Annotated in this window: 14 protein-coding genes; 12 read left to right on the forward strand and 2 right to left on the reverse strand. The window is 65.9% G+C overall.

The genetic code is table 11. The features are described 5' to 3' along the window. Positions 1-2: 2 nt before the first annotated feature. Positions 3-1,097 carry a glycosyltransferase family 4 protein gene (locus BV95_RS01940; protein ID WP_037446678.1) on the reverse strand — a complete coding sequence of 365 codons (1,095 nt, stop codon included), beginning with the start codon at positions 1,095-1,097 and terminating at the stop codon, positions 3-5. 493 nt (positions 1,098-1,590) lie between these two features. Between BV95_RS01940 and BV95_RS01945 the strand changes: the two genes are divergently transcribed. The 8 genes from BV95_RS01945 to epsC all read left to right on the forward strand — a co-directional run bounded on the left by BV95_RS01945 (position 1,591) and on the right by epsC (position 9,539). Further along, positions 1,591-2,043 carry a hypothetical protein gene (locus BV95_RS01945; protein WP_037446680.1) on the forward strand — a complete coding sequence of 151 codons (453 nt, stop codon included), beginning with the start codon at positions 1,591-1,593 and terminating at the stop codon, positions 2,041-2,043. Beyond that, positions 2,040-2,750, forward strand: coding sequence for a response regulator transcription factor (locus tag BV95_RS01950; protein WP_037446685.1), 711 nt, complete (start codon positions 2,040-2,042; stop codon positions 2,748-2,750). Before BV95_RS01945 ends, BV95_RS01950 begins: the two co-directional genes overlap by 4 nt. Before the next feature lie 159 nt (positions 2,751-2,909). Further along, on the forward strand, positions 2,910-3,608 hold the full coding sequence (locus BV95_RS01955; protein ID WP_013847339.1) for a carbonic anhydrase: 699 nt from the start codon (positions 2,910-2,912) through the stop codon (positions 3,606-3,608). 4 nt (positions 3,609-3,612) lie between these two features. Continuing rightward, positions 3,613-5,109, forward strand: coding sequence for a SulP family inorganic anion transporter (locus BV95_RS01960; RefSeq protein ID WP_037446688.1), 1,497 nt, complete (start codon positions 3,613-3,615; stop codon positions 5,107-5,109). Positions 5,110-5,394: 285 nt separating this feature from the next. Then, positions 5,395-6,243, forward strand: coding sequence for a TorF family putative porin (locus tag BV95_RS01965; protein WP_037446691.1), 849 nt, complete (start codon positions 5,395-5,397; stop codon positions 6,241-6,243). A gap of 170 nt (positions 6,244-6,413) precedes the next feature. Then, a complete protein-coding gene (locus BV95_RS01970; RefSeq protein ID WP_013847336.1) occupies positions 6,414-7,124 on the forward strand; it encodes a response regulator in 711 nt (236 codons plus the stop codon). Next, positions 7,121-8,443 (forward strand): ATP-binding protein, encoded by a 1,323-nt coding sequence (locus tag BV95_RS01975; protein ID WP_037446693.1) that lies wholly within the window; start codon positions 7,121-7,123, stop codon positions 8,441-8,443. Before BV95_RS01970 ends, BV95_RS01975 begins: the two co-directional genes overlap by 4 nt. Before the next feature lie 91 nt (positions 8,444-8,534). Further along, positions 8,535-9,539 (forward strand): serine O-acetyltransferase EpsC, encoded by a 1,005-nt coding sequence (gene epsC / locus BV95_RS01980; protein WP_037446695.1) that lies wholly within the window; start codon positions 8,535-8,537, stop codon positions 9,537-9,539. A 123-nt stretch (positions 9,540-9,662) separates the two neighbouring features. Here the strand turns inward: epsC and BV95_RS01985 are convergent, their stop codons facing one another. Continuing rightward, on the reverse strand, positions 9,663-11,342 hold the full coding sequence (locus BV95_RS01985; RefSeq protein ID WP_037446698.1) for an alkaline phosphatase family protein: 1,680 nt from the start codon (positions 11,340-11,342) through the stop codon (positions 9,663-9,665). Between the two features lie 76 nt (positions 11,343-11,418). On the opposite strand from BV95_RS01985, the gene BV95_RS01990 reads away from it, so the two are divergent. The 4 genes from BV95_RS01990 to BV95_RS02005 are packed head-to-tail and all read left to right on the forward strand — an operon-like array spanning position 11,419 to position 18,454. Then, complete coding sequence (locus BV95_RS01990; protein WP_037446701.1) at positions 11,419-13,452, forward strand: protein-disulfide reductase DsbD family protein; 2,034 nt, start codon at positions 11,419-11,421, stop codon at positions 13,450-13,452. Continuing rightward, on the forward strand, positions 13,452-14,216 hold the full coding sequence (locus BV95_RS01995) for a TlyA family RNA methyltransferase (protein ID WP_037446704.1): 765 nt from the start codon (positions 13,452-13,454) through the stop codon (positions 14,214-14,216). The genes BV95_RS01990 and BV95_RS01995 overlap by 1 nt, the downstream gene beginning before the upstream one ends. Before the next feature lie 59 nt (positions 14,217-14,275). After that, entirely contained in the window at positions 14,276-15,334 is a 1,059-nt protein-coding gene (locus BV95_RS02000) for an efflux RND transporter periplasmic adaptor subunit (RefSeq protein WP_037446707.1), read from the forward strand. Between the two features lie 12 nt (positions 15,335-15,346). After that, the gene (locus tag BV95_RS02005) at positions 15,347-18,454 is read left to right on the forward strand and encodes an efflux RND transporter permease subunit (RefSeq protein ID WP_037446710.1); all 3,108 of its coding nucleotides are present in this window, start codon (positions 15,347-15,349) and stop codon (positions 18,452-18,454) included.

The following is an 18,454-nucleotide window of genomic DNA, read 5'->3' on the forward strand; positions in this document are numbered from 1 at the left end:
TCCTAACCGACGACCTGAAGTTCCGCGCCTTTCCCGCGCAGCCTGCGCAGCATGGCGGCTTCGGTCCGCGCACCGGGAAGGTCATGATAGAGTTGGACATAATCCGCCGCCATCCGTTCCGCCGTGAAGCGTGCGTCAAAGGCGGCGCGCACCATCCGGCGGTCCAGTTCGTGCAGGCGGCGGACGGCCTGCACCGCCTCGTCCTCGCTTTCGACGATGAAACCCGACACGCCATGGTCGATCACTTCCGGCACCGATCCGCAGCGGAAGGCGACGACCGGAGTGGCGCAGGCCATGGCCTCTATCATCACCAGCCCGAAGGGTTCCGGCCAGTCGATGGGAAAGAGCAGGGCGGCCGCCCGACCCAGAAATTCGGCCTTCTGCGCTTCGTTGATCTCTCCGATATAGTCGATATTCGGGTACCGCTCGACCAGCGGGGCGATCTCCTGTTCCCAATAGAGCCGGTCCACCGCGTCGATCTTCGCCGCTATGCGCAGCGGCATGCCGGTTCTCGCAGCGATGCGGATCGCCCGGTCGGGTCGCTTTTCGGGGGAAATGCGCCCCAGAAAGGCCAGATAGCCGTCGCTGGGGCCGGTACGGCCCGGCAGCAGGTTGGCGGGCAGGCCGTGATGGATCGTCCCGGCCCAGTTGACCGGCGGCATCGGCAGCCGCTGATGGTCGGAGATCGACACCAGGCTATGATCGGAAAAGGCGCGGTAGAAGGCGGGCAGGTCCGGCAGGTCCAGCCGCCCGTGCAGCGTGGTCACGCAGCGTCCGATGAAATCCTGCACCAGCGGCATGTGAATGAGGTCGATGTGGAAATGCAGCGCGTCGAACTCGTCCGCCCGGCGGCGCACCGCGTCCAGCATCATCATATGATAGGGAATGGGATCGCGCACGGCGGGGTTCAGCCGCAGGGCCATTTCCGTCACCGGGACCAGTTCGGCCCGCGTCATCGAATCGCCGCTGGCGAACAGCGTCACTTCATGGCCCTGGCGGACCAGTTCCTCGGTCAGATAGGAAACGATACGTTCGGTGCCGCCATAAAGGCGGGGCGGCACGCTTTCGGCAAGCGGGGCGATCTGCGCGATTTTCATGGCCGGACATTCCTCTCGATGGTCGCGCCGTCACCGATCCCCCGACCAGCCGGCGGGCGCCCTCGTTAAAAGCGTGAAAGCCGCGCAAGTTGCATGACGATTGCAGTCGCATGATGATTGGCCGGATAGCGCGCATGATTGGGTTGTTAGCCGTCATTCCCCCTCCCGCAGGCGTTCAAACGAGGCGCGTGACTCGTTTGAAGGGTTAGCGGGTGGGCTGGCGCGACATCCGCGTTGTTTGGCAATGGCTAGGTCAGAAGCTCGCTTCGCTCGCGCCCACCCCCCGGCCCCTCCCGTCTACGGGAGGGGAGAAGAATGTCCGCTATTGGCCATTTCCCGGCATTTTCGAATTGTCCAAGCTGCCCATGTGCTGCTCCGATCCCGCATCCGGAAAATGCTTGAGCAACAATTTGTAACATCCGGCAAATTACGGAGACATTCAGCCTGCCTAAACCCCGACCGACCATTTCCGGTTATCGAGGAGAAGGCCCCCATGTTTCTCATTCTCGCTGCCAGCGCGGCGGCTTTGACCGTCGCTACCCCGATCCACAGCGCTGAAATCGCCCACGCATCCAACGCCTATCTGGCGAGCTACGAGACGGAATCGACCGTCCGCCTGCGCGAAGTCGAATCCCGTTTCGCCAACCGCCCGTCAGTGCCGGTGTGCCGCTGGCAGGCCGAACTGGTCGTGAACCGCGACGTCGCCGCGCAAGGCCACGCCGTTGCCGCCGTCGCCAAGCCGATCCACCGTTTTGCCCCGCTGTCGGGCAGCCACGCCGGCAACTGCACCGCTGCCCGCGGCCAGATCGAGGCGGAAGTGGCGCGCCATAAGGATGCCCGCTCGGCCGAGGCAGTCGCCGTCGCGCAGCAGGACCGCGCCGTTCTGGTCAGGGAACTTGACGGCATCCACGCACTGTCCGCGAAGGGCGCCGTAACAGGCGGATGAGTCCACCGCTGATATTGATAGCGGAGGCCCAGCAGGAGGTGCGCCATGAGGTGCGCCAATCGCTGGAGGAGAGCGGGTTTCGCGCCCTCTCCGCCGCCTCCGCCAGCGACATCTGGGATGCGATCGACAGCATGGCCGTGGGCGCGGTCGTGCTGGACGCCGCGCTGCGCGGGCCGGACGGCATGGATTTGTGTCGCGACGTCCGGGAACGCAGCGACGTGCCGATCATCCTGGTCGGCGCCAACAGCAGCGAGGTCGACCGGGTGGTCGGGCTGGAGCTGGGCGCCGACGATTATATGGCGAAACCCTATTCCATCCGCGAGTTGGCCGCCCGGCTGCGCGCAGTGCTGCGCCGCAGCCGCAACGAACGCGCATTGGGCCAGCACCGCCCGGCGGAGGCGCGCTTCGACGGCTGGGTGGTCAATTCCTCCCGGCGGGAAGTGCTCGATCCCGATGGCGTGCAGGTCGACCTGACCGCGGCTGAATTTTCGCTGCTGCTCGCATTGCTCGACCATGCGCAGGTGGTGATCGCCCGGTCGCGCCTGATGGAACTGGCCGGGGTGCGCGACACGCCGTCCTCCGACCGCAGCGTTGACGTGCTGGTCAGCCGACTGCGGCGCAAGCTCAGCCATGGCGGACGGCCCGCGCCCATCGTCACGGTGCGGGGCGGGGGATATATGTTCAGCGCCGTGGTCGACCGGCGTTAGGCTGTAGCGACACCGGTCAAGCGCATGACCGAACTGGAAAATTTTCCGGACACATTATTTAACAAAACTGCTGCGCCGCAGCAAAACCGCGTCCCTATCCTTCATAGTCAAGGCCGGTCTGCCCCCTGACCGGCCATCAGACAAGAAGGATGCAATGACATGAACGATCTGATCGGTCGCGTCTTCAGCTTCGAAAGCCACGTCTTTCCGAACCAGAGCGCGCTCTACAACCGCCTGGTCAGCGAAGGGCAAAGCCCCAAGGCCTTGATGATATCCTGCGCGGATTCGCGCATCGTGCCCGAACATATCATGCAGGCCGATCCCGGCGACCTGTTCGTCTGCCGCAACGCGGGCAATATCGTTCCGCCCCATGCGACGCAGAATGGCGGCGTCACATCGACCGTCGAATATGCGGTCATGGTGCTGGGCGTGCGCGACATCATCGTCTGCGGCCACAGCGATTGCGGCGCAATGAAGGCGCTGTCCACCAACGCCGACCTGACGTCGATGCCCAATGTCGCCGCCTGGCTGCGCCACAGCCACGCCGCGCAAAAGGTCTGCCGCGAAAGCTATCCCGACGATCTTTCCGACGCGGACAAGCTGCGCAACATGGCGCTGGAAAATGTCGTGGTGCAGCTTGCCCATCTGCGCACCCATCCCTCGGTCGCGTCCGGCATCGCCCGTGGCGAGATCGCGCTGCACGGCTGGTATGTCGACATTCATGCGGGTCAGGTTCTGGGTCTGGATGGAGAGACCGGCCGCTTCCTGCCGCTGCGCGAAGGCCAGCCGCTGCCGGTCGCGCTGCCGCACGCCAAGCGTCTGGCCGCCGACATCGCCTATGCGCAGGCGGCGGAGTAAGCCCATGCTCAAGGCATTTTCCGGCGGCACGTTCAGCCGCGACTTCACGGCCTCCATCGTCGTCTTCCTGGTGGCGATGCCGCTGTGCATGGGCATTGCCATCGCCTCCGGCGTGCCGCCGGAAAAGGGGCTGATCACTGGGATGATCGGCGGCCTGATCGTCGGTCTGCTGGCGGGATCGCCGCTTCAGGTCAGCGGCCCGGCGGCTGGGCTGGCGGTCATCGTCTTCGAAATCGTGCAGAAACAGGGGCTGTCCGCGCTGGGACCGATCCTGATCCTGGCGGGCGCGATTCAGGTGGTCGCGGGCCTGCTGCGCGTCGGCGGCTGGTTCCGCGCCATCTCGCCTGCCGTGGTGCACGGCATGTTGGCGGGCATCGGCGTGCTGATCGTCGTGGGGCAGTTCCACGTTCTGTTCGACGACAAGCCGCTCTCCAGCGGTCTCGCCAATCTGGTAGCCATGCCGGGGCAGATTTTCGGTCTTTCCAATCAGGATGCGGCGACTGCCTTCGCGGTGGGTCTGGTCACGATCGGCGGCATGCTGGGCTGGGAAAAGCTGCGTCCCGCTTCGATGAAGCTGTTGCCCGGCGCATTGGTCGGCGTGGTGCTGGCGACGCTGGTCGCCTTTTTCCTCAGCCTGCCGGTCGCCCGCGTCGTCGTGCCGGAATCGATCGTCGCCGCCATTTCGCTGCCCGAACAGGGGCTGCTCCAGCAGCTTATGAACCCGACGGTCATCACCACGGCCATCGCCATCGCCTTCATCGCCAGCGCCGAAACATTGCTGTCGGCGGCGGCGGTCGACCGTATGCATGATGGCGTGCGCACCAATTACAACCGCGAACTGAGCGCGCAGGGCGTGGGCAACCTGCTCTGCGGCGTGGCGGGCGCCTTGCCGATGACCGGCGTCATCGTCCGCAGTTCGGCCAACGTCCAGGCGGGGGCGAAGACGCGGTTGTCGACCATCCTGCACGGCGTCTGGATATTGGGCTTCGTCGCCTTGCTGCCGTGGCTGCTGCGGGAAATTCCTATGGCGGCGCTGGCGGGCATATTGGTCGTTACCGGCATCCGCCTGGTCAGCGTCGACCATGTGAAGCATCTCCTCCACCGCTACGGCCCGCTCCCGGCCGTGGTGTGGGCGGCGACGCTGATCTGCGTCGTGGCGACCGACCTGTTGACCGGCGTCCTGGTCGGCATCGGCCTGTCGCTGGTCGAGCTTCTGCCCCATGCCCGCCGCCTGCGGCTTGGCATGGATGAGGAAGCCCGCGACGACGCGCATGAAGTGGCGCTGCACGGCACCGCCACCTTCCTCAGCCTGCCCAAGCTGTCGGCCAAGCTGGAATCCGTGCCTGCCGGACGCCTCGTCATCCTGAATGTCGAGCGGTTGAGCCATATCGACCATACTTGCGCGGAAATGGTCCGCGAATGGGTGGACCGCCGCCGGGGCACGGGCGGGCAGGTCGAACTGTTCGGCGCGACCGGCCGGATGCGCCATCTCGCCGCCTGACGTTAAACCCCCTCATCAGGCGACAATGGGAACCGCCGCATCACCTCCCAGTGATGCGGCGGTTTTCTATTGCGGAATAGAAATATAATAGAAACATTCGGAAGGAGATAAGAAAATTATCGTGTTGCCTACGCCACAGTGCGGTCATTCCCTTTTGCATCTGCGAAAAAGCCGTTTCCCCAATCCTTCCTGACCCCATAATCTGCTTCCGATCCGCCGGTATCGAGGACGAAAGATCTTCGGACGGAGCGGACGCAGGAAGGAACATTCTTACCTAAAAGGGGAATGTTCATGAAGTATCAGATTGCCTGTGCCGCGCTTGCGCTGCTTTCCAGCGCTCCGGCTTTCGCTCAGGAAGAGCCCGCAGGCCCCATCACCGTTTCCGGCAGCGTCGGCCTGGTTTCCGATTACCGCTTCCGCGGCGTGTCGCAGTCCGACAAGGGTATGGCCGTTCAGGGCGGCGTCACCGTTTCCCATGAGAGCGGCCTTTATGCCGGCACCTGGGGTTCGAACCTGGGCGGCTGGGGCCGGTTCGGCGGCTCCAACATGGAACTCGACCTGTTCGCGGGCTATGCGGCCTCGCTGGGCGAAGCCACGACCCTGGACGTCGGTCTGACCTGGTACATGTATCCGTCGGGCGCGGACACCACCGACTTCGCCGAACCCTATGCGAAGCTGTCGCACGAGTTCGGTCCGGGCAAGGTTCTGCTGGGCGTCGCCTATGCGCCGAAGCAGAAAGCGCTGGGCACGGTTTGCAGTGATTCGGCCTGCACCGTGTTCGATCCGGGCGCTAAGGGCGACAACCTCTACATCTGGGGCGACGTCAGCGGCGCCATCCCCAACACGCCTCTCACGCTGAAGGCGCATCTGGGTTATTCGGACGGCAATCCCGGCCTTGGCCCGCGCGGCACGTCGATCGCGCCGACTGGCAAATATCTCGACTGGATGATCGGTGCCGACGCCGCCATTTCGGGTACGCCGCTGACCGTCGGCGTTGCTTATGTAGACACCGACATCTCCAAGGCCGACCGCGCCCATCTGGTGGGCGCCTTCGAAGTGCTGGAAAACAGCAAGGGCCTGGGCAAGTCGATTTCGAGCGGGCAAGTCGTCTTCTCGCTGACCGCTGCCTTCTGATAATGTGAAGATGCCGGGCCTGGTTCGCCAGGCCCGGCGCATGCTTTTTTCCCGGACGTGACAAATTGTTTCTGTTGTCGCGTCCGGAGCTTTCCGGCGGCCCGTGCGGTTGACCCTGGCTCCGGCCGTCCCTATCCCGCTGTCATGTCCTTAGCCGTGCCGACATTTTCATGACCGCGCCGACCATCATCCTTGTCGAAGACGATCCGCCGCTGCGCACATTGACGGCGCGGGCCTTGCAGGAACATGGCTATCAGGTTCGTCCGGCCTCCTCCGGTCCGGAAATGTGGGTGGCGTTCGATGCGGGTCCGGTCGATCTGGTCGTGCTGGACGTCATGCTGCCGGGCACCAACGGCATCGACCTGTGCCGCCAGATCCGGCGCAAGAGCGACGTCCCCATCATCTTCATCAGCGCCAAGGGCAGCGAGACGGATCGCATCGTCGGGCTGGAACTGGGCGCGGACGATTATCTGCCAAAGCCGTTCGGCACCCGCGAACTGATCGCCCGCATCCGCGCCATATTGCGCCGCGTCGGCGTGGAACGCGGCCCGGACGAACATCGCGAGAATGAGGCGCGCTTCGACGGCTGGGTCGTCAATTTCCCCCGCCGCGAACTGCGTTCGCCCACTGGTGCGGTCGTGGACCTGACAGGCGCGGAATTCGACCTGCTCGGCAGCTTCCTCAGCCACCCGCAGCGCGTCATCGCCCGCGAAAGGCTGATCGAACTGTCCCGCACCCGCATGGGCGACAGCAGCGACCGCAGCATCGACGTGCTGGTCAGCCGCCTGCGCCGGAAACTGACGACGGACGATCGTTCGGCGCCGATCACCACGGTCCGCGGCGTCGGCTACATGTTCAACGCGGAGGTCAGCCGCGCTTGAGGCGGCATGTCAGCCTGGTCGGGCAAATCTTCGCGATCCTGTTGCTGACCCTGACGCTGGAATTTGCGGTCGGCATCTTCCTCAACGAGCGGGCCAACCATCTCTCGCTTCAGGATGACGAGGCGCGCCGCCTGGCGGAGCATCTGGTCATCGCCCGCAAGCTGCTGATCGAACAGCCGCCCGAACAGCGGCACGCATTGGCGCTGCAACTGACCACCGACCGCTACGACGTGCACTGGACCCCGTCCTCCCCGCCGCCGCCGCCGCTGGCGCCGGGGCTGGAACGGATGCGTCGCCAGATCATCACCTGGGAACCGACGCTGGAACAGTCGGGCCTGTGGCTGCGGCTCGCCTCCCCCGGCCGCTCGGTGTCGGAAATCAACGGCGGACTGCGGCTGGCGGACGGAAGCTGGCTTTATTTCGGGGCGCGGCATAGCGGCGGCAAATGGACCTTCGCCATCGGCCGCATGGGATTGGCGCTGATCCCGGTGCTGGCGCTGCTGATCGGCGGCGGTATTTTGATCCGGCGCACCCTGGCGCCGCTGCGCGACCTGACCAGGGCGACGGAGCGCATCGGGCTGAGCGATGAGGTGGTGGTGCGGGAGAGCGGCTCCAACGACGTCCGCAACCTCATCCGCGCCTTCAATGCGATGCAGACGCGCATCCACCGCCTGATCACCGAACGGACGGAGACGCTGGCGGCGGTCGGTCACGACATGCGGACGCCGCTGGCCCGGTTGCGGCTGCGGCTGGAAAATCTTCCCGAAAATGAGGCGCGGGAGGGGATAGAGGACGACCTCACCGAAATGGGGGAGATGATCGATTCGCTGCTCGCCTTCCTGGGGGGCGAGAAAAATGGCGAGCCGCCCGTGCGCACCGATCTGGCGGTGCTGGTGGCGACGGTGGTGGACGCCTTCCAGGATCAGGGCAGGCTGGTCGACTATGCGGGGCCGGATCATCTGGAAATGGCGGTGCGTTCGCTCAGCTTGCGGCGGGCCATCATCAACCTCATCGAAAACGCCCTGCATTATGGCGGCCGCGCCCGCGTCACGCTTGCGCGGCAGGAGCGGGAAGTGCTGATCCGCGTCGACGACGACGGCCCTGGCATCCCCCGCGACAAGCTGGAAGAGGTATTGAAGCCCTTTGCCCGCCTGGACGAGGCGCGGCAGCGCAACACGCGCGGGCTGGGCCTGGGTCTGGCCATCGTGGCGCGGGCGGTCGAGCTGGAGGGCGGGCAACTGACCCTGGCCAACCGGCCGGAGGGCGGGTTGCGGGCGGAAATCTGCCTGTATCTTCCGCCCGACGCCGGGAGGCGCTGACAAAGAGAATCTCCCCGCCCCCAAGCAAAACTCATTTACCGTGGAGCGATATGCCGCGCTATGCCGGGCGCCTGTACGAGAAGAGGCGCATATGACGGCAGAAGGCGAAAAGGAAATCGCCCAGGGTTATTGGGATATCGACCGGCTTGCGGCCGAACTGGGCGCGGTGCGGCGGCGCTGGCGGCAGGGGCAGGACCATCATGCCGAATATGGCGCAGAGGGTTTTCCGTCTCGCGCCACGCTGACGAAGATTATGGAGGCTTTGTGCGGCGCGCTGTTTCCGCTGCGCCTTGGCCCCAGTTTCGTGCGCGTGCATAATGAAGACGCCTATGTCGCCCAGACGCTGCAGACGGCGCTGAGCCGCCTGTACGGGCAGATCAGGCTCGAACTTCTCTATGCGATGAAGGATGATCCGGTCGAGCAGGTGGATGGGGAAGCGAGCCGCATCATCGGCGCCTTCGCGAAAGACCTTCCGGCGCTGCGCGAACTGCTGGACAGCGATGTGGAGGCGGCCTTTCTGGGCGATCCGGCGGCGCGCAGCGTGGATGAGGTGCTGATCTGCTATCCCTCCATGATGGCAATCACCCATCATCGGCTGGCGCACCGGCTCTACCGGCTGGGCGCGCCGCTGGTAGCGCGGATCATTTCCGAAATCGCGCATGGCAGCACGGGGATCGACATCCATCCCGGCGCGCAGATCGGCCACAGCTTCTTCATCGACCATGGCACCGGCGTGGTCATCGGGGAAACCGCCATCGTCGGCGACCGGGTGCGCATCTATCAGGGCGTGACGCTGGGCGCGCGCAGTTTCCCGGCGGATGAGAAGGGGGCGTTGGAAAAGGCCCTGCCGCGCCATCCGATCATTGAGGACGATGTGGTGATCTATGCCGGGGCAACGATATTGGGGCGCATCATCATCGGCAGCCGGTCGGTGATCGGCGGCAATGTCTGGCTGACCGACAGCGTGCCCGCGGACAGCAATGTCCGTCAGGCCAAAGCGCATTATGAAGTGACGAGCCGGGTCGAGGTTTCCGCGCCGCACCGCGTCCACGCGCTGTTGGAGGAGGGGCGTGACGGGATCGCGGAGAATATCTGAGGCAAGGCGTTTCGTTCTTAAAATTCACGTCATTCCCGCGAAAGCGGGAATCCATCTCCTGACGCTGCACCAAGCCAATCTTATGGGAGATGGATTCCCGCCTTCGCGGGAATGACGGGGTGTTTATTGCGCCGCGCAGCTATCCCCATCGCCCGCAATCAGGTCAAGGCAACGTCCGTCGATCTGATCCTTCGCCACCGGCAATTTGATCAGCGCGGCCAGCGTCGGCAATATGTCGACCGTCTCCACGCCCAGCGGCTGTTCGAAATGCGTCAGCCCCTTGCGCCAGAACAGGATCGGCACGCGCCGGTCCGTGTCCCAGGGCGAACCATGGGTCGCGACATAGCCCATCACCGCCGCTTCGGGAATCGACATGACGCGGGGTTTCAGCAGCAGCAGCAGGTCGCCCGAACGCTGCGGGTCGAAGCTGGCGCGGGCCTCCTGAATCAGCGACCAGCTTTCCGGCGGGCCGGAGGGGGAGGGGGTCGCCGCGATCTCCGCTTTGGTGAAGACGGTCTGCACCTGGGGGTGGGCGCGCAGCAGGACCAGCGTCGCCGCCTCCACCTTGGCCCGCTGAGCAGCAGTCAGGCCGCGGTCGAAATAAAGATCGCCCGCCGGACCGTCGCCCCAGATCAACGTGTTGCCGGTAATGCCGGTCTTCTGCGCAATGGCGGCGGACAGCGCCTTGGGCATCAGCGCCGCGTCGACGCGCTGCTCCATCGGCATGGCGTTCAGCCGGTGGCGTTCGGGCAGGTCATGGCCGCCATGGTCGGCGGTCAGCACCACCGCATAGTCCAGCCCATCCTTGTCCAACCGGTCGAAAAAGGCCCCGAGTTCGCGGTCCAGCCGGTCGACCTGGATACAGCTTTCCGTTCCTTCCGTGCCGTAGGCGTGGCCGATATAGTCGGTGGCCGACAGGCCGATGGAAATGATGTCTGTCTGCGCCTGACGCCCAAGCGCCATATTCTCGATGGCGGCGGCGGCAAAGGCCAGCGTCATCGCGTCCTGCTCCGGCGAGACGCGGAAGGCCTTATAGTCGCCCGCCTCCCGCGCAAAGCGGCCGGTGCCGACGGTCAGGCTGCCCGCCTTGACCGGAAAATCCTTGGCCGCGCATTGCGGCGGCAGTTCGAAGCCGGGATTCGGTTGGGCCAGACGCTGGGCCATGACTTCATTGACCTTGGCCACCAGCGGCGGCGTTGCCACGCCCTTGTAGCTGACATAGCCCTGCGGCCCGCCCAGCCACCAGACCTGATCGGCGGTCGATCCGCCCATCATGATGGCGGCGCGATCCTTCCCAGCCACCGACACGACGCGGGTGGCGGGATTGGCGGCCTTCATCCGTCCGCCCAGCGTCGGCACCTTCAGATGCACCGGCGAAGCCTGATAATTGGCGCTGCTCGTGCCCGGCTGCGTCTCATCCTCCGCGCAATAGACCAGCTTGTCGGCACGGGCGGCGGTCAGATCGTACCAGCTATTGGCGATGATGCCGGTGCGCGACGGGCGGCTGCCGGTCAGGATCGTGCTGTGGCCGGGGCAGGTTTCAGTCGCGGCATGGGCCTGATAGCCGCGGGGAAAGACGATGCCCTGCTCCGTCAGCCGCCGCAGGCCGCCCGTATAATATTGGCGATATTCGCTGAACAGGTCGGCGGAAAACTGGTCGACGGAGATGGCGACGATCAGTTTGGGCGGAGCGGCGGGAGCGGCTGCCGCCGTGGATGGGGCCGCCGGGGGAGTCGCCGGGCTTTGGGCCAAGGCCGGCAGGGAACTGGCGAGAAGCAGGGCAGCCGCGACATTTTTCAACATTATGGATACCTTCTCATGCCTTGACGGCGGTTATAACGCGACCTAGCCCGCTTCCGTCCACTGGAACAGAGACCCGATGCGGCTTTTTCATGTCCTTCTGATGACGGTCCTTTCGCTTTTGGCGTCGGCGGGGACGGGGGCTGACGCGCAGGCGCAGGGCGCGTTCGGCGGGGGTGCGCCGCATATCGCGGCGGAATTGACGGCGGAAAGCGCCGCGCCGCAGCCGGGCAAGAGCGCCGCCATCGCCTTTTCCATGACGCCGGAGCCGGGCTGGCACGGCTATTGGCAGAATCCGGGTGACGCGGGTCTGGGCATGACCGTCAAATGGACGCTGCCAAAGGGCGTCGCCATCGGCCCGCTCCGCTATCCGGTGCCGGAGACATTGCTGATCTCCGGCCTGATGAACCATGTCTATGAAGGCCCCTATGGGGTGCTGGCGAACCTGACCGTTGCGCCGGACGTGCCCGTGGGCACGAAGCTGCCGATCCGGGTCCGCGCCGACTGGCTGGCCTGCACCGACAAGGTCTGCGTTCCCGAAGGGGCCGAACTGACGCTGGATCTGATCGCAGGGGACGGCGCGATCCTGCCCGGCAGCAGGGCGCAGTTCGACGGCTGGCGAAGCCACCTGCCGCGCCCGCTGGGCAGCGAGGCAGCCTATGCCGTCGCCGATGGCCGCCTGCGCCTGTCCGTGCCCTTTCCCGCGGCGGCCAGCGCCCGCGACGTCCATCTCTTCGCGCTGGCCGACGGCCTGACCCGCTACGCCGCCCCGCAGAGCGTCACGCGGCAGGGCGACCGGCTGCTGATCGAAACCGAAGCAGGGGAGGGGGCGAAATCCGGCCCGGTTCAGGCCGTGCTGCGTACCGGCGATCATGTCGGATTTCTGCTGACGGCCCGGCCGGGCAACGTCCCCGCCGCCCGCTCCGCCACGGTGCAGACCGTCCTGATCGCGCTGGGCGGCGCGGTACTCGGCGGGTTGTTGCTCAACGTCATGCCCTGCGTCTTTCCCATTCTCGGCCTCAAGGCGATGAAACTCGCCCGCGCAGGCGGCGACGAGCGCACCCTCTGGCGGGAGGCGCTGGCCTACAGCTTGGGCATCATCCTCACCTGCCTCGCGCTGGGCGGCCTGCTTCTGGGCCTGCGCGCCGCCGGAGCGGCGGTGGGCTGGGCCTTCCAGTTGCAGGATTCGCGCATCATCCTGCTGTTGCTGCTGCTGGTGACGGCGATCACGCTCAACCTTGCCGGATTGTTCGAACTGAGCGCTTTCGGCGGCGGCGACAGGCTGGCGGGGAAGGGCGGCGCGACCGGCGCATTCTGGACCGGCGCGCTGGTCGCCTTCGTCGCGACGCCCTGCACCGGGCCGTTCATGGGCGCGGCGATGGGGGCTGCCCTCGTCCTGCCGATTGGCGTGGCGCTGGCGATCTTCGCGGGGCTTGGTCTTGGGCTGGCGCTGCCCTTCCTGGCATTGGCCTATATTCCCGCGCTCCGCACCCGCTTGCCCCGGCCGGGGGCTTGGATGGGCCGCCTCCAGAAAATCCTTGCCATCCCCATGGCGTTGACCGCGCTCGGCCTGCTGTGGCTGCTCGGCCAGCAAAGGGGCGTTCCGGCCATCCTGCTCGGCCTCGGCGCGGCGCTGGCTCTTGCAATCGGCCTTTGGTGGCTGGGGCGTCGGCAGATTCATGGCCAGCGCGGTGGACTGGCGGTGGTCTGTGCGGCGTTGATCCTCTTCGCCGGAGCCGCAAGCCTGCTCCCCACCCATGCGCCTGCTGCTGCGGCTTCGGCCCATGGCATCCCGTTCGACGAAGCTCGCCTTGCCAGCCTGCGCGCCCAAAAGAAGCCGGTCTTCCTCTATTTCACCGCCGACTGGTGCCTCACCTGCAAGGCGAATGAAGCCGCCGCCATCGACCGCGACGAAACCCGCGCCGCCTTCGAAAAGGCGGGCGTCACGGTGATGGTGGGCGACTGGACCAGCGCGGACCCCGCCATCACCCGCTTCCTCGAAGGTCAGGGGCGTTCCGGCGTCCCCCTCTACCTCTGGTACGCGCCGGGCAAGGAGGCGCGGACATTGCCCCAGCTTCTGACCCCCGCCACCCTGACGGCATTGGTGTCCTGATGGCCAAGGTTCGCGCCGATCAGTTGCTTGTCGACAATGGACTGGCGGAAAGCCGCGCCCGCGCACAGGCGCTGATCCTCGCGGGTCTCGTCTTCCTGGGCGACCGGAAGATCGACAAGGCCGGGCAGCAGGTCGCCCCCGACGCCGAACTGGAGGTGAAGGGCCGCGACCATCCCTGGGTGTCGCGCGGCGGCATCAAGCTCGCCCATGCGCTGGAGTATTTCCAGATCGACGTGACCGGCGCCGTCGCCATCGATGTCGGCAGTTCGACCGGCGGCTTCACCGACGTCCTGCTCACCCATGGCGCGGCGCGGGTCTATGCGGTGGACAGCGGTACCAACCAGCTTGCGTGGAAGCTGCGATCCGATCCCCGCGTCATCGTCCATGAACAGACCAGCGCCCGCATCCTGACCGCCGATCATATCCCGGAACCGGTGGACATCATCGTCTGCGACGCCAGCTTCATCTCGCTCGCTAAGGTGCTGGACCGCCCGTTGAGCTTCGCCCGCCCCGGCGCCCGCCTGATCGCCCTCATCAAGCCGCAGTTCGAGGCGGGGCGGGAGGAAGTCGGCAAGGGCGGCGTCGTGCGCGATCCCGCCATCCATGAACGCGTGTGCGGCGAAGTGCGGGACTGGGCGCTTTCGAAGGGATGGCAGGTCGAAGGCATCGTCGCCAGCCCGATCACCGGACCGCAAGGCAATGTCGAATTTCTCCTCTCCGCATATTTGGCGGATAATCCCCCCCTGTTCGTTTCGCCGCTATAGTAACCATCTGCGACAAATGCCCGTCTGAGTCGCTTGCAAAGGCCGATTAGCTCGATCCCATGCGTAATATTTCGCCCATCCTCCTGATCGCGCTGACCCTTTCCGCTTGTGGCGGTCAAAAGGAGAAGAAGGCGCGCCCTCCGGCTTTGGTGGAGGCCGCGCCGATCGCGTCCGAAACCTTCACCGACAATCTGGACGCCGTCGGCACCGCCTTCGCCAATGAACAGGTGGTGCTGTCCGCCCCGGTGACGGAGCGCATCACCTCCCTCAATTTCAGCGACGGGGGCTATGTCGGCAAGGGTCAGGTGATCGCGACCCTGGCGGCGGGGCAGGAGCGGGCCGAACTCGCCGCCGCCCAGGCGCAGGCGCTCGCGGCCCAGCAGCAACTGGACCGCATCCAGGCGTTGAAGGCGCGTGGTTTCGCCACCGCCGCCAGCCTCGACAGCCAGGTCGCGCTGGCCAATGCCGCCCGCGCCAGCGCGCAGCAGGCCCGCGCCTCCATCGGCGACCGGGTGGTCCGCGCTCCCTTCTCCGGCTGGGTCAGCCTGCGCACCGTATCGCCCGGCGCCATCGTCACCGCCGGGACGCCGATTGCCACGGTCAGCGACATTTCGCGGATCAAGCTGGACTTCACCATTCCCGAAACCCGCCTGTCGATGGTTCGGGAAGGGCAGGCGATCAAGGCGGTTTCCGCCGCCTGGCCCGACCGGCCCTTCACCGGCACCATCGCCACTATCGACCCGGTGATCGACCCCGCCACCCGCGCCGTCAGGATCAGGGCGATCCTGCCCAATCCCGACCGTGCCTTGAAGCCCGGCATGTTGCTGACCGTCAATGTGATCGCGAAGGAGCGTCAGTCGCTGTCCGTTCCCGAACTGGCGGTGGTGGGCGATGGGGAGGATCGCTTCGTGTTCGTGGTGGAGGACAGGAAGGCCAAGCGGATCAAGGTCGACACCGGCATCCGCCAGAACGGCCTGGTCGAGATATTGGGCGGCGTGAAGCAGGGCCAGACGGTCGTCACCGACGGCGTCGTCAAGCTGACCGACGGCGTGCCGGTGCGCCTGCCGGGCGACAAGCCGGAGGCGAAGAGCGCGAGCGTCGGCCGGGCGGCCGGTTAAGGGAGGCGAGCCATGCAGCTTTCGGACCTGTCCGTTCGCCGTCCGGTATTCGCGGCGGTCGTCGCGGTGTTGCTCTGCATCGTCGGGGTGGTCGGCTATCTCAGCCTGTCCATCCGCGAATATCCCGACACCGACCCGCCGATCGTCTCGGTCGAGACCAGCTATACCGGCGCGGCGGCCTCGGTCGTGGAAACCCGCATCACCCAGATCATCGAGGATGGCGTCGCGGGCGTCCAGGGCATCCAGAACATCAATTCCACCTCGCGGGACGGCGTTTCCTCGGTCAATATCGAATTCGACCCGTCGCGGGACATCGATTCCGCCGCCAATGACGTGCGCGATCGCGTCAGCGGCATCGTGGAGGATTTGCCGGAGGACGCGCTGGCCCCCGAAATCCGGAAGGTCGACGCCGATGCGCGGGCGATCCTGTTCATCGTCTTCACCAGGGACGGCTGGACCCCTACGCAGATCGCCGATTATCTGGACCGCAACGTGCTGGACCGCTTTTCGGCTATTGACGGCGTCGCCCGCGTCACCGGCGGCGGCGATGAACGGCCCTCCACCCGCATCTGGCTGAACGCTGAAAAGCTGACTGCCTTCGGCATCACGCCCGGCGACATCGAAAGCGCCCTGCGTGCCCAGAATGTGGAACTGCCCGCCGGCCGTTTCGAATCCAAGGACCAGAACCAGACGCTGCGCGTCGAGCGCGCCTTTTCCACGCCCGAACAATTCGCTCAATTGGTGGTCGGACGCGGGGCAGACGGTTATCAGGTGAAGCTGGGCGATGTGGCGCGGATCGAGCAGGGCGCGGAAAATCCCTACACCTCCTTCCGCTCCAATGCCGCGACCGGCGTGGGCGTCGGCATCATCCGCCAGTCGGGCGCGAACACGCTGGAGGTCGCGGAAAAGGCGAAGGCGCTGATCGCCGAACTGCGGACCACTCTGCCCCCCGGCATGAAGGTCACCATCGGATCGGACGAATCGCTGTTCATCAGCCGCGCCATCGAGAATGTCTATGACACGCTGGGCGAAGCGGCCCTGCTGGTGGTGCTGGTCATCTTCCTCTTCCTGGGATCGATGCGGGCGACGATCATTCCGTCGATCACCGTGCCGATCTGCCTGCTGGCGACCTGCGCCGTCATGTGGCTGCTGGGGCTGTCGATCAATCTGCTGACCCTGCTCGCCTTCGTGCTGGCGATCGGGCTGGTGGTGGATGACGCCATCGTCGTGCTGGAAAATGTCTATCACCGCATAGAGCAGGGGGAAGACCCGCTGGCGGCCGCCTATCTCGGCACGCGGCAGGTGGGTTTCGCCATCATCTCGACGACTCTGGTCGTTTGCGCGGTGTTCGTGCCGGTGATGTTCCTGGCCGGGCAGACCGGCCTGCTGTTCCGCGAACTCGCCATCGCGATGATCGCCGCCATCGCCTTTTCCGGCTTTATTTCCCTCAGCCTCGCGCCGATGCTCTGTTCGAAGCTGCTGCGTCATTCCGAACGGTCGCGCCTGTCGCGCTGGGTGGACGACCGGTTTCAGCGGCTGGAAATGGCCTATGGGCGCCTGCTGGACAGCGTGCTGAAACGGCCTGCCATGGCCATCGTCCCCGTCGTGCTCTTCCTGGCGGTTGCGGGCGCGCTGTTCACCATGCTGCCAACTGAACTCGCCCCGGCGGAGGATACCGGCGTGGTCGACGGGCAGGTGTCCGCGCCCGAAGGCACCGGCTTCGACCGCATGAAACTCTATATGCAGCGGATCGAAACCGATCTTCAGCCCCTGCGCGACAAGGGCATACTTCAGGTGCTGAACATGCGCGCGCCGGCCGGTTTCGGGGCCAGCGACGATTTCAACGGCGGCAACATCATCGCCTTCCTGCGTCCGTGGGAGGACCGCACCGTCACCACGGCGGAGGTTGCCGACACGATCAACAAGATCATCGCCAGCCAGCCGGGCGTGCGCGGCAATGTCGCGCCGCGTTCGGGGCTTGGCCGGGGACGCGGCCTGCCGGTCAATCTGGTGCTGGCCGGATCGACCTATGAGGGGCTGGTCGCCGCGCGCGACCGCATCATGGCCGCCGCCGCGACCAATCCGGGCCTCATCAACCTCGATTCCGACTATAAGGAAACCAAGCCGCAGATGCGGATCGAGGTGGATCAGCAGCGGGCGGGCGACCTGGGCGTATCGGCCAACGACATCAGCCAGGCCTTGCAGACCCTGCTCGGTTCCCGCCGCGTCACCACCTATGTCGACCGGGGCGAGGAATATCGCGTGCTGGTGCAGGCGGAGCGGGAAGGGCGGCAGACCCAGGCCGACCTGGAACGCATCAACGTGCGCAGCCGCACTGGCGCGCTGGTGCCCCTGTCCGCCGTCGTCACGGTCCGCGAAGTCGCCGGACCACGTCAGCTCAACCGCTACAACAAGCTGCGCGCCATCACCCTGACAGCCGCTCTGGCGCCGGGCTATTCGCTGGGCGAGGCGCTGAACTTCCTGGAGGATCAGGCCCGCCAGTCGCCCGAAGTGCTGGCGCTCGGCTATCGCGGCGAAAGCCAGTCGCTGCGCGAGACCGGCGGGTCGATCTGGCTGGTCTTCGGCCTTACCATATTGATCGTCTATCTGCTGCTGGCCGCGCAGTTCGAAAGCTTCATCCATCATCCCGGCGTCATCATCGCCACGGTTCCGCTGGCGGTCGCTGGCGGCGTGCTGGGCCTTGCGCTGACGGGCGGGTCGGTCAATCTCTATAGCCAGATCGGCATCGTCATGCTGGTGGGACTGGCGGCGAAGAACGGCATCCTGATCGTCGAATTCGCCAACCAGTTGCGCGACGAGGGGCTGGAGATCGGCGCGGCCATCCGCCAGGCGGCCGCTCGCCGCCTGCGCCCGATCCTGATGACCTCCATCGCCACGGTCATCGGCGCGGTGCCGCTGGTCATACGCGGCGGCGCGGGCGCGGCGGCGCGCCATTCCATCGGCGTGGTGGTGGTGTCCGGCGTCAGCCTGGCGACGCTGATCACGCTGTTCCTGATCCCGATCCTCTATTCGCGGGTTGCAGGACGAACCGTTTCACCGCAAACCGTCAGTCGGCGGCTTGACTCGGCCTTGAAGGATTCGCCCGAAGCCGCCGAGTAA

The organism is Sphingobium chlorophenolicum (assembly GCF_000722875.1).
Classification (GTDB): domain Bacteria; phylum Pseudomonadota; class Alphaproteobacteria; order Sphingomonadales; family Sphingomonadaceae; genus Sphingobium; species Sphingobium chlorophenolicum.

What these genes read in the sequence shown, in the direction of transcription:
- BV95_RS01940 (WP_037446678.1), bottom strand. Translation starts at nt 1,097, where the DNA reads ATGAAAATCGCGCAGATCGCCCCGCTTGCCGAAAGCGTGCCGCCCCGC.
- BV95_RS01945 (WP_037446680.1), top strand. Translation starts at nt 1,591, where the DNA reads ATGTTTCTCATTCTCGCTGCCAGCGCGGCGGCTTTGACCGTCGCTACC.
- BV95_RS01950 (WP_037446685.1), top strand. Translation starts at nt 2,040, where the DNA reads ATGAGTCCACCGCTGATATTGATAGCGGAGGCCCAGCAGGAGGTGCGC.
- BV95_RS01955 (WP_013847339.1), top strand. Translation starts at nt 2,910, where the DNA reads ATGAACGATCTGATCGGTCGCGTCTTCAGCTTCGAAAGCCACGTCTTT.
- BV95_RS01960 (WP_037446688.1), top strand. Translation starts at nt 3,613, where the DNA reads ATGCTCAAGGCATTTTCCGGCGGCACGTTCAGCCGCGACTTCACGGCC.
- BV95_RS01965 (WP_037446691.1), top strand. Translation starts at nt 5,395, where the DNA reads ATGTTCATGAAGTATCAGATTGCCTGTGCCGCGCTTGCGCTGCTTTCC.
- BV95_RS01970 (WP_013847336.1), top strand. Translation starts at nt 6,414, where the DNA reads ATGACCGCGCCGACCATCATCCTTGTCGAAGACGATCCGCCGCTGCGC.
- epsC (WP_037446695.1), top strand. Translation starts at nt 8,535, where the DNA reads ATGACGGCAGAAGGCGAAAAGGAAATCGCCCAGGGTTATTGGGATATC.
- BV95_RS01985 (WP_037446698.1), bottom strand. Translation starts at nt 11,342, where the DNA reads ATGTTGAAAAATGTCGCGGCTGCCCTGCTTCTCGCCAGTTCCCTGCCG.
- BV95_RS01990 (WP_037446701.1), top strand. Translation starts at nt 11,419, where the DNA reads ATGCGGCTTTTTCATGTCCTTCTGATGACGGTCCTTTCGCTTTTGGCG.
- BV95_RS01995 (WP_037446704.1), top strand. Translation starts at nt 13,452, where the DNA reads ATGGCCAAGGTTCGCGCCGATCAGTTGCTTGTCGACAATGGACTGGCG.
- BV95_RS02000 (WP_037446707.1), top strand. Translation starts at nt 14,276, where the DNA reads ATGCGTAATATTTCGCCCATCCTCCTGATCGCGCTGACCCTTTCCGCT.
- BV95_RS02005 (WP_037446710.1), top strand. Translation starts at nt 15,347, where the DNA reads ATGCAGCTTTCGGACCTGTCCGTTCGCCGTCCGGTATTCGCGGCGGTC.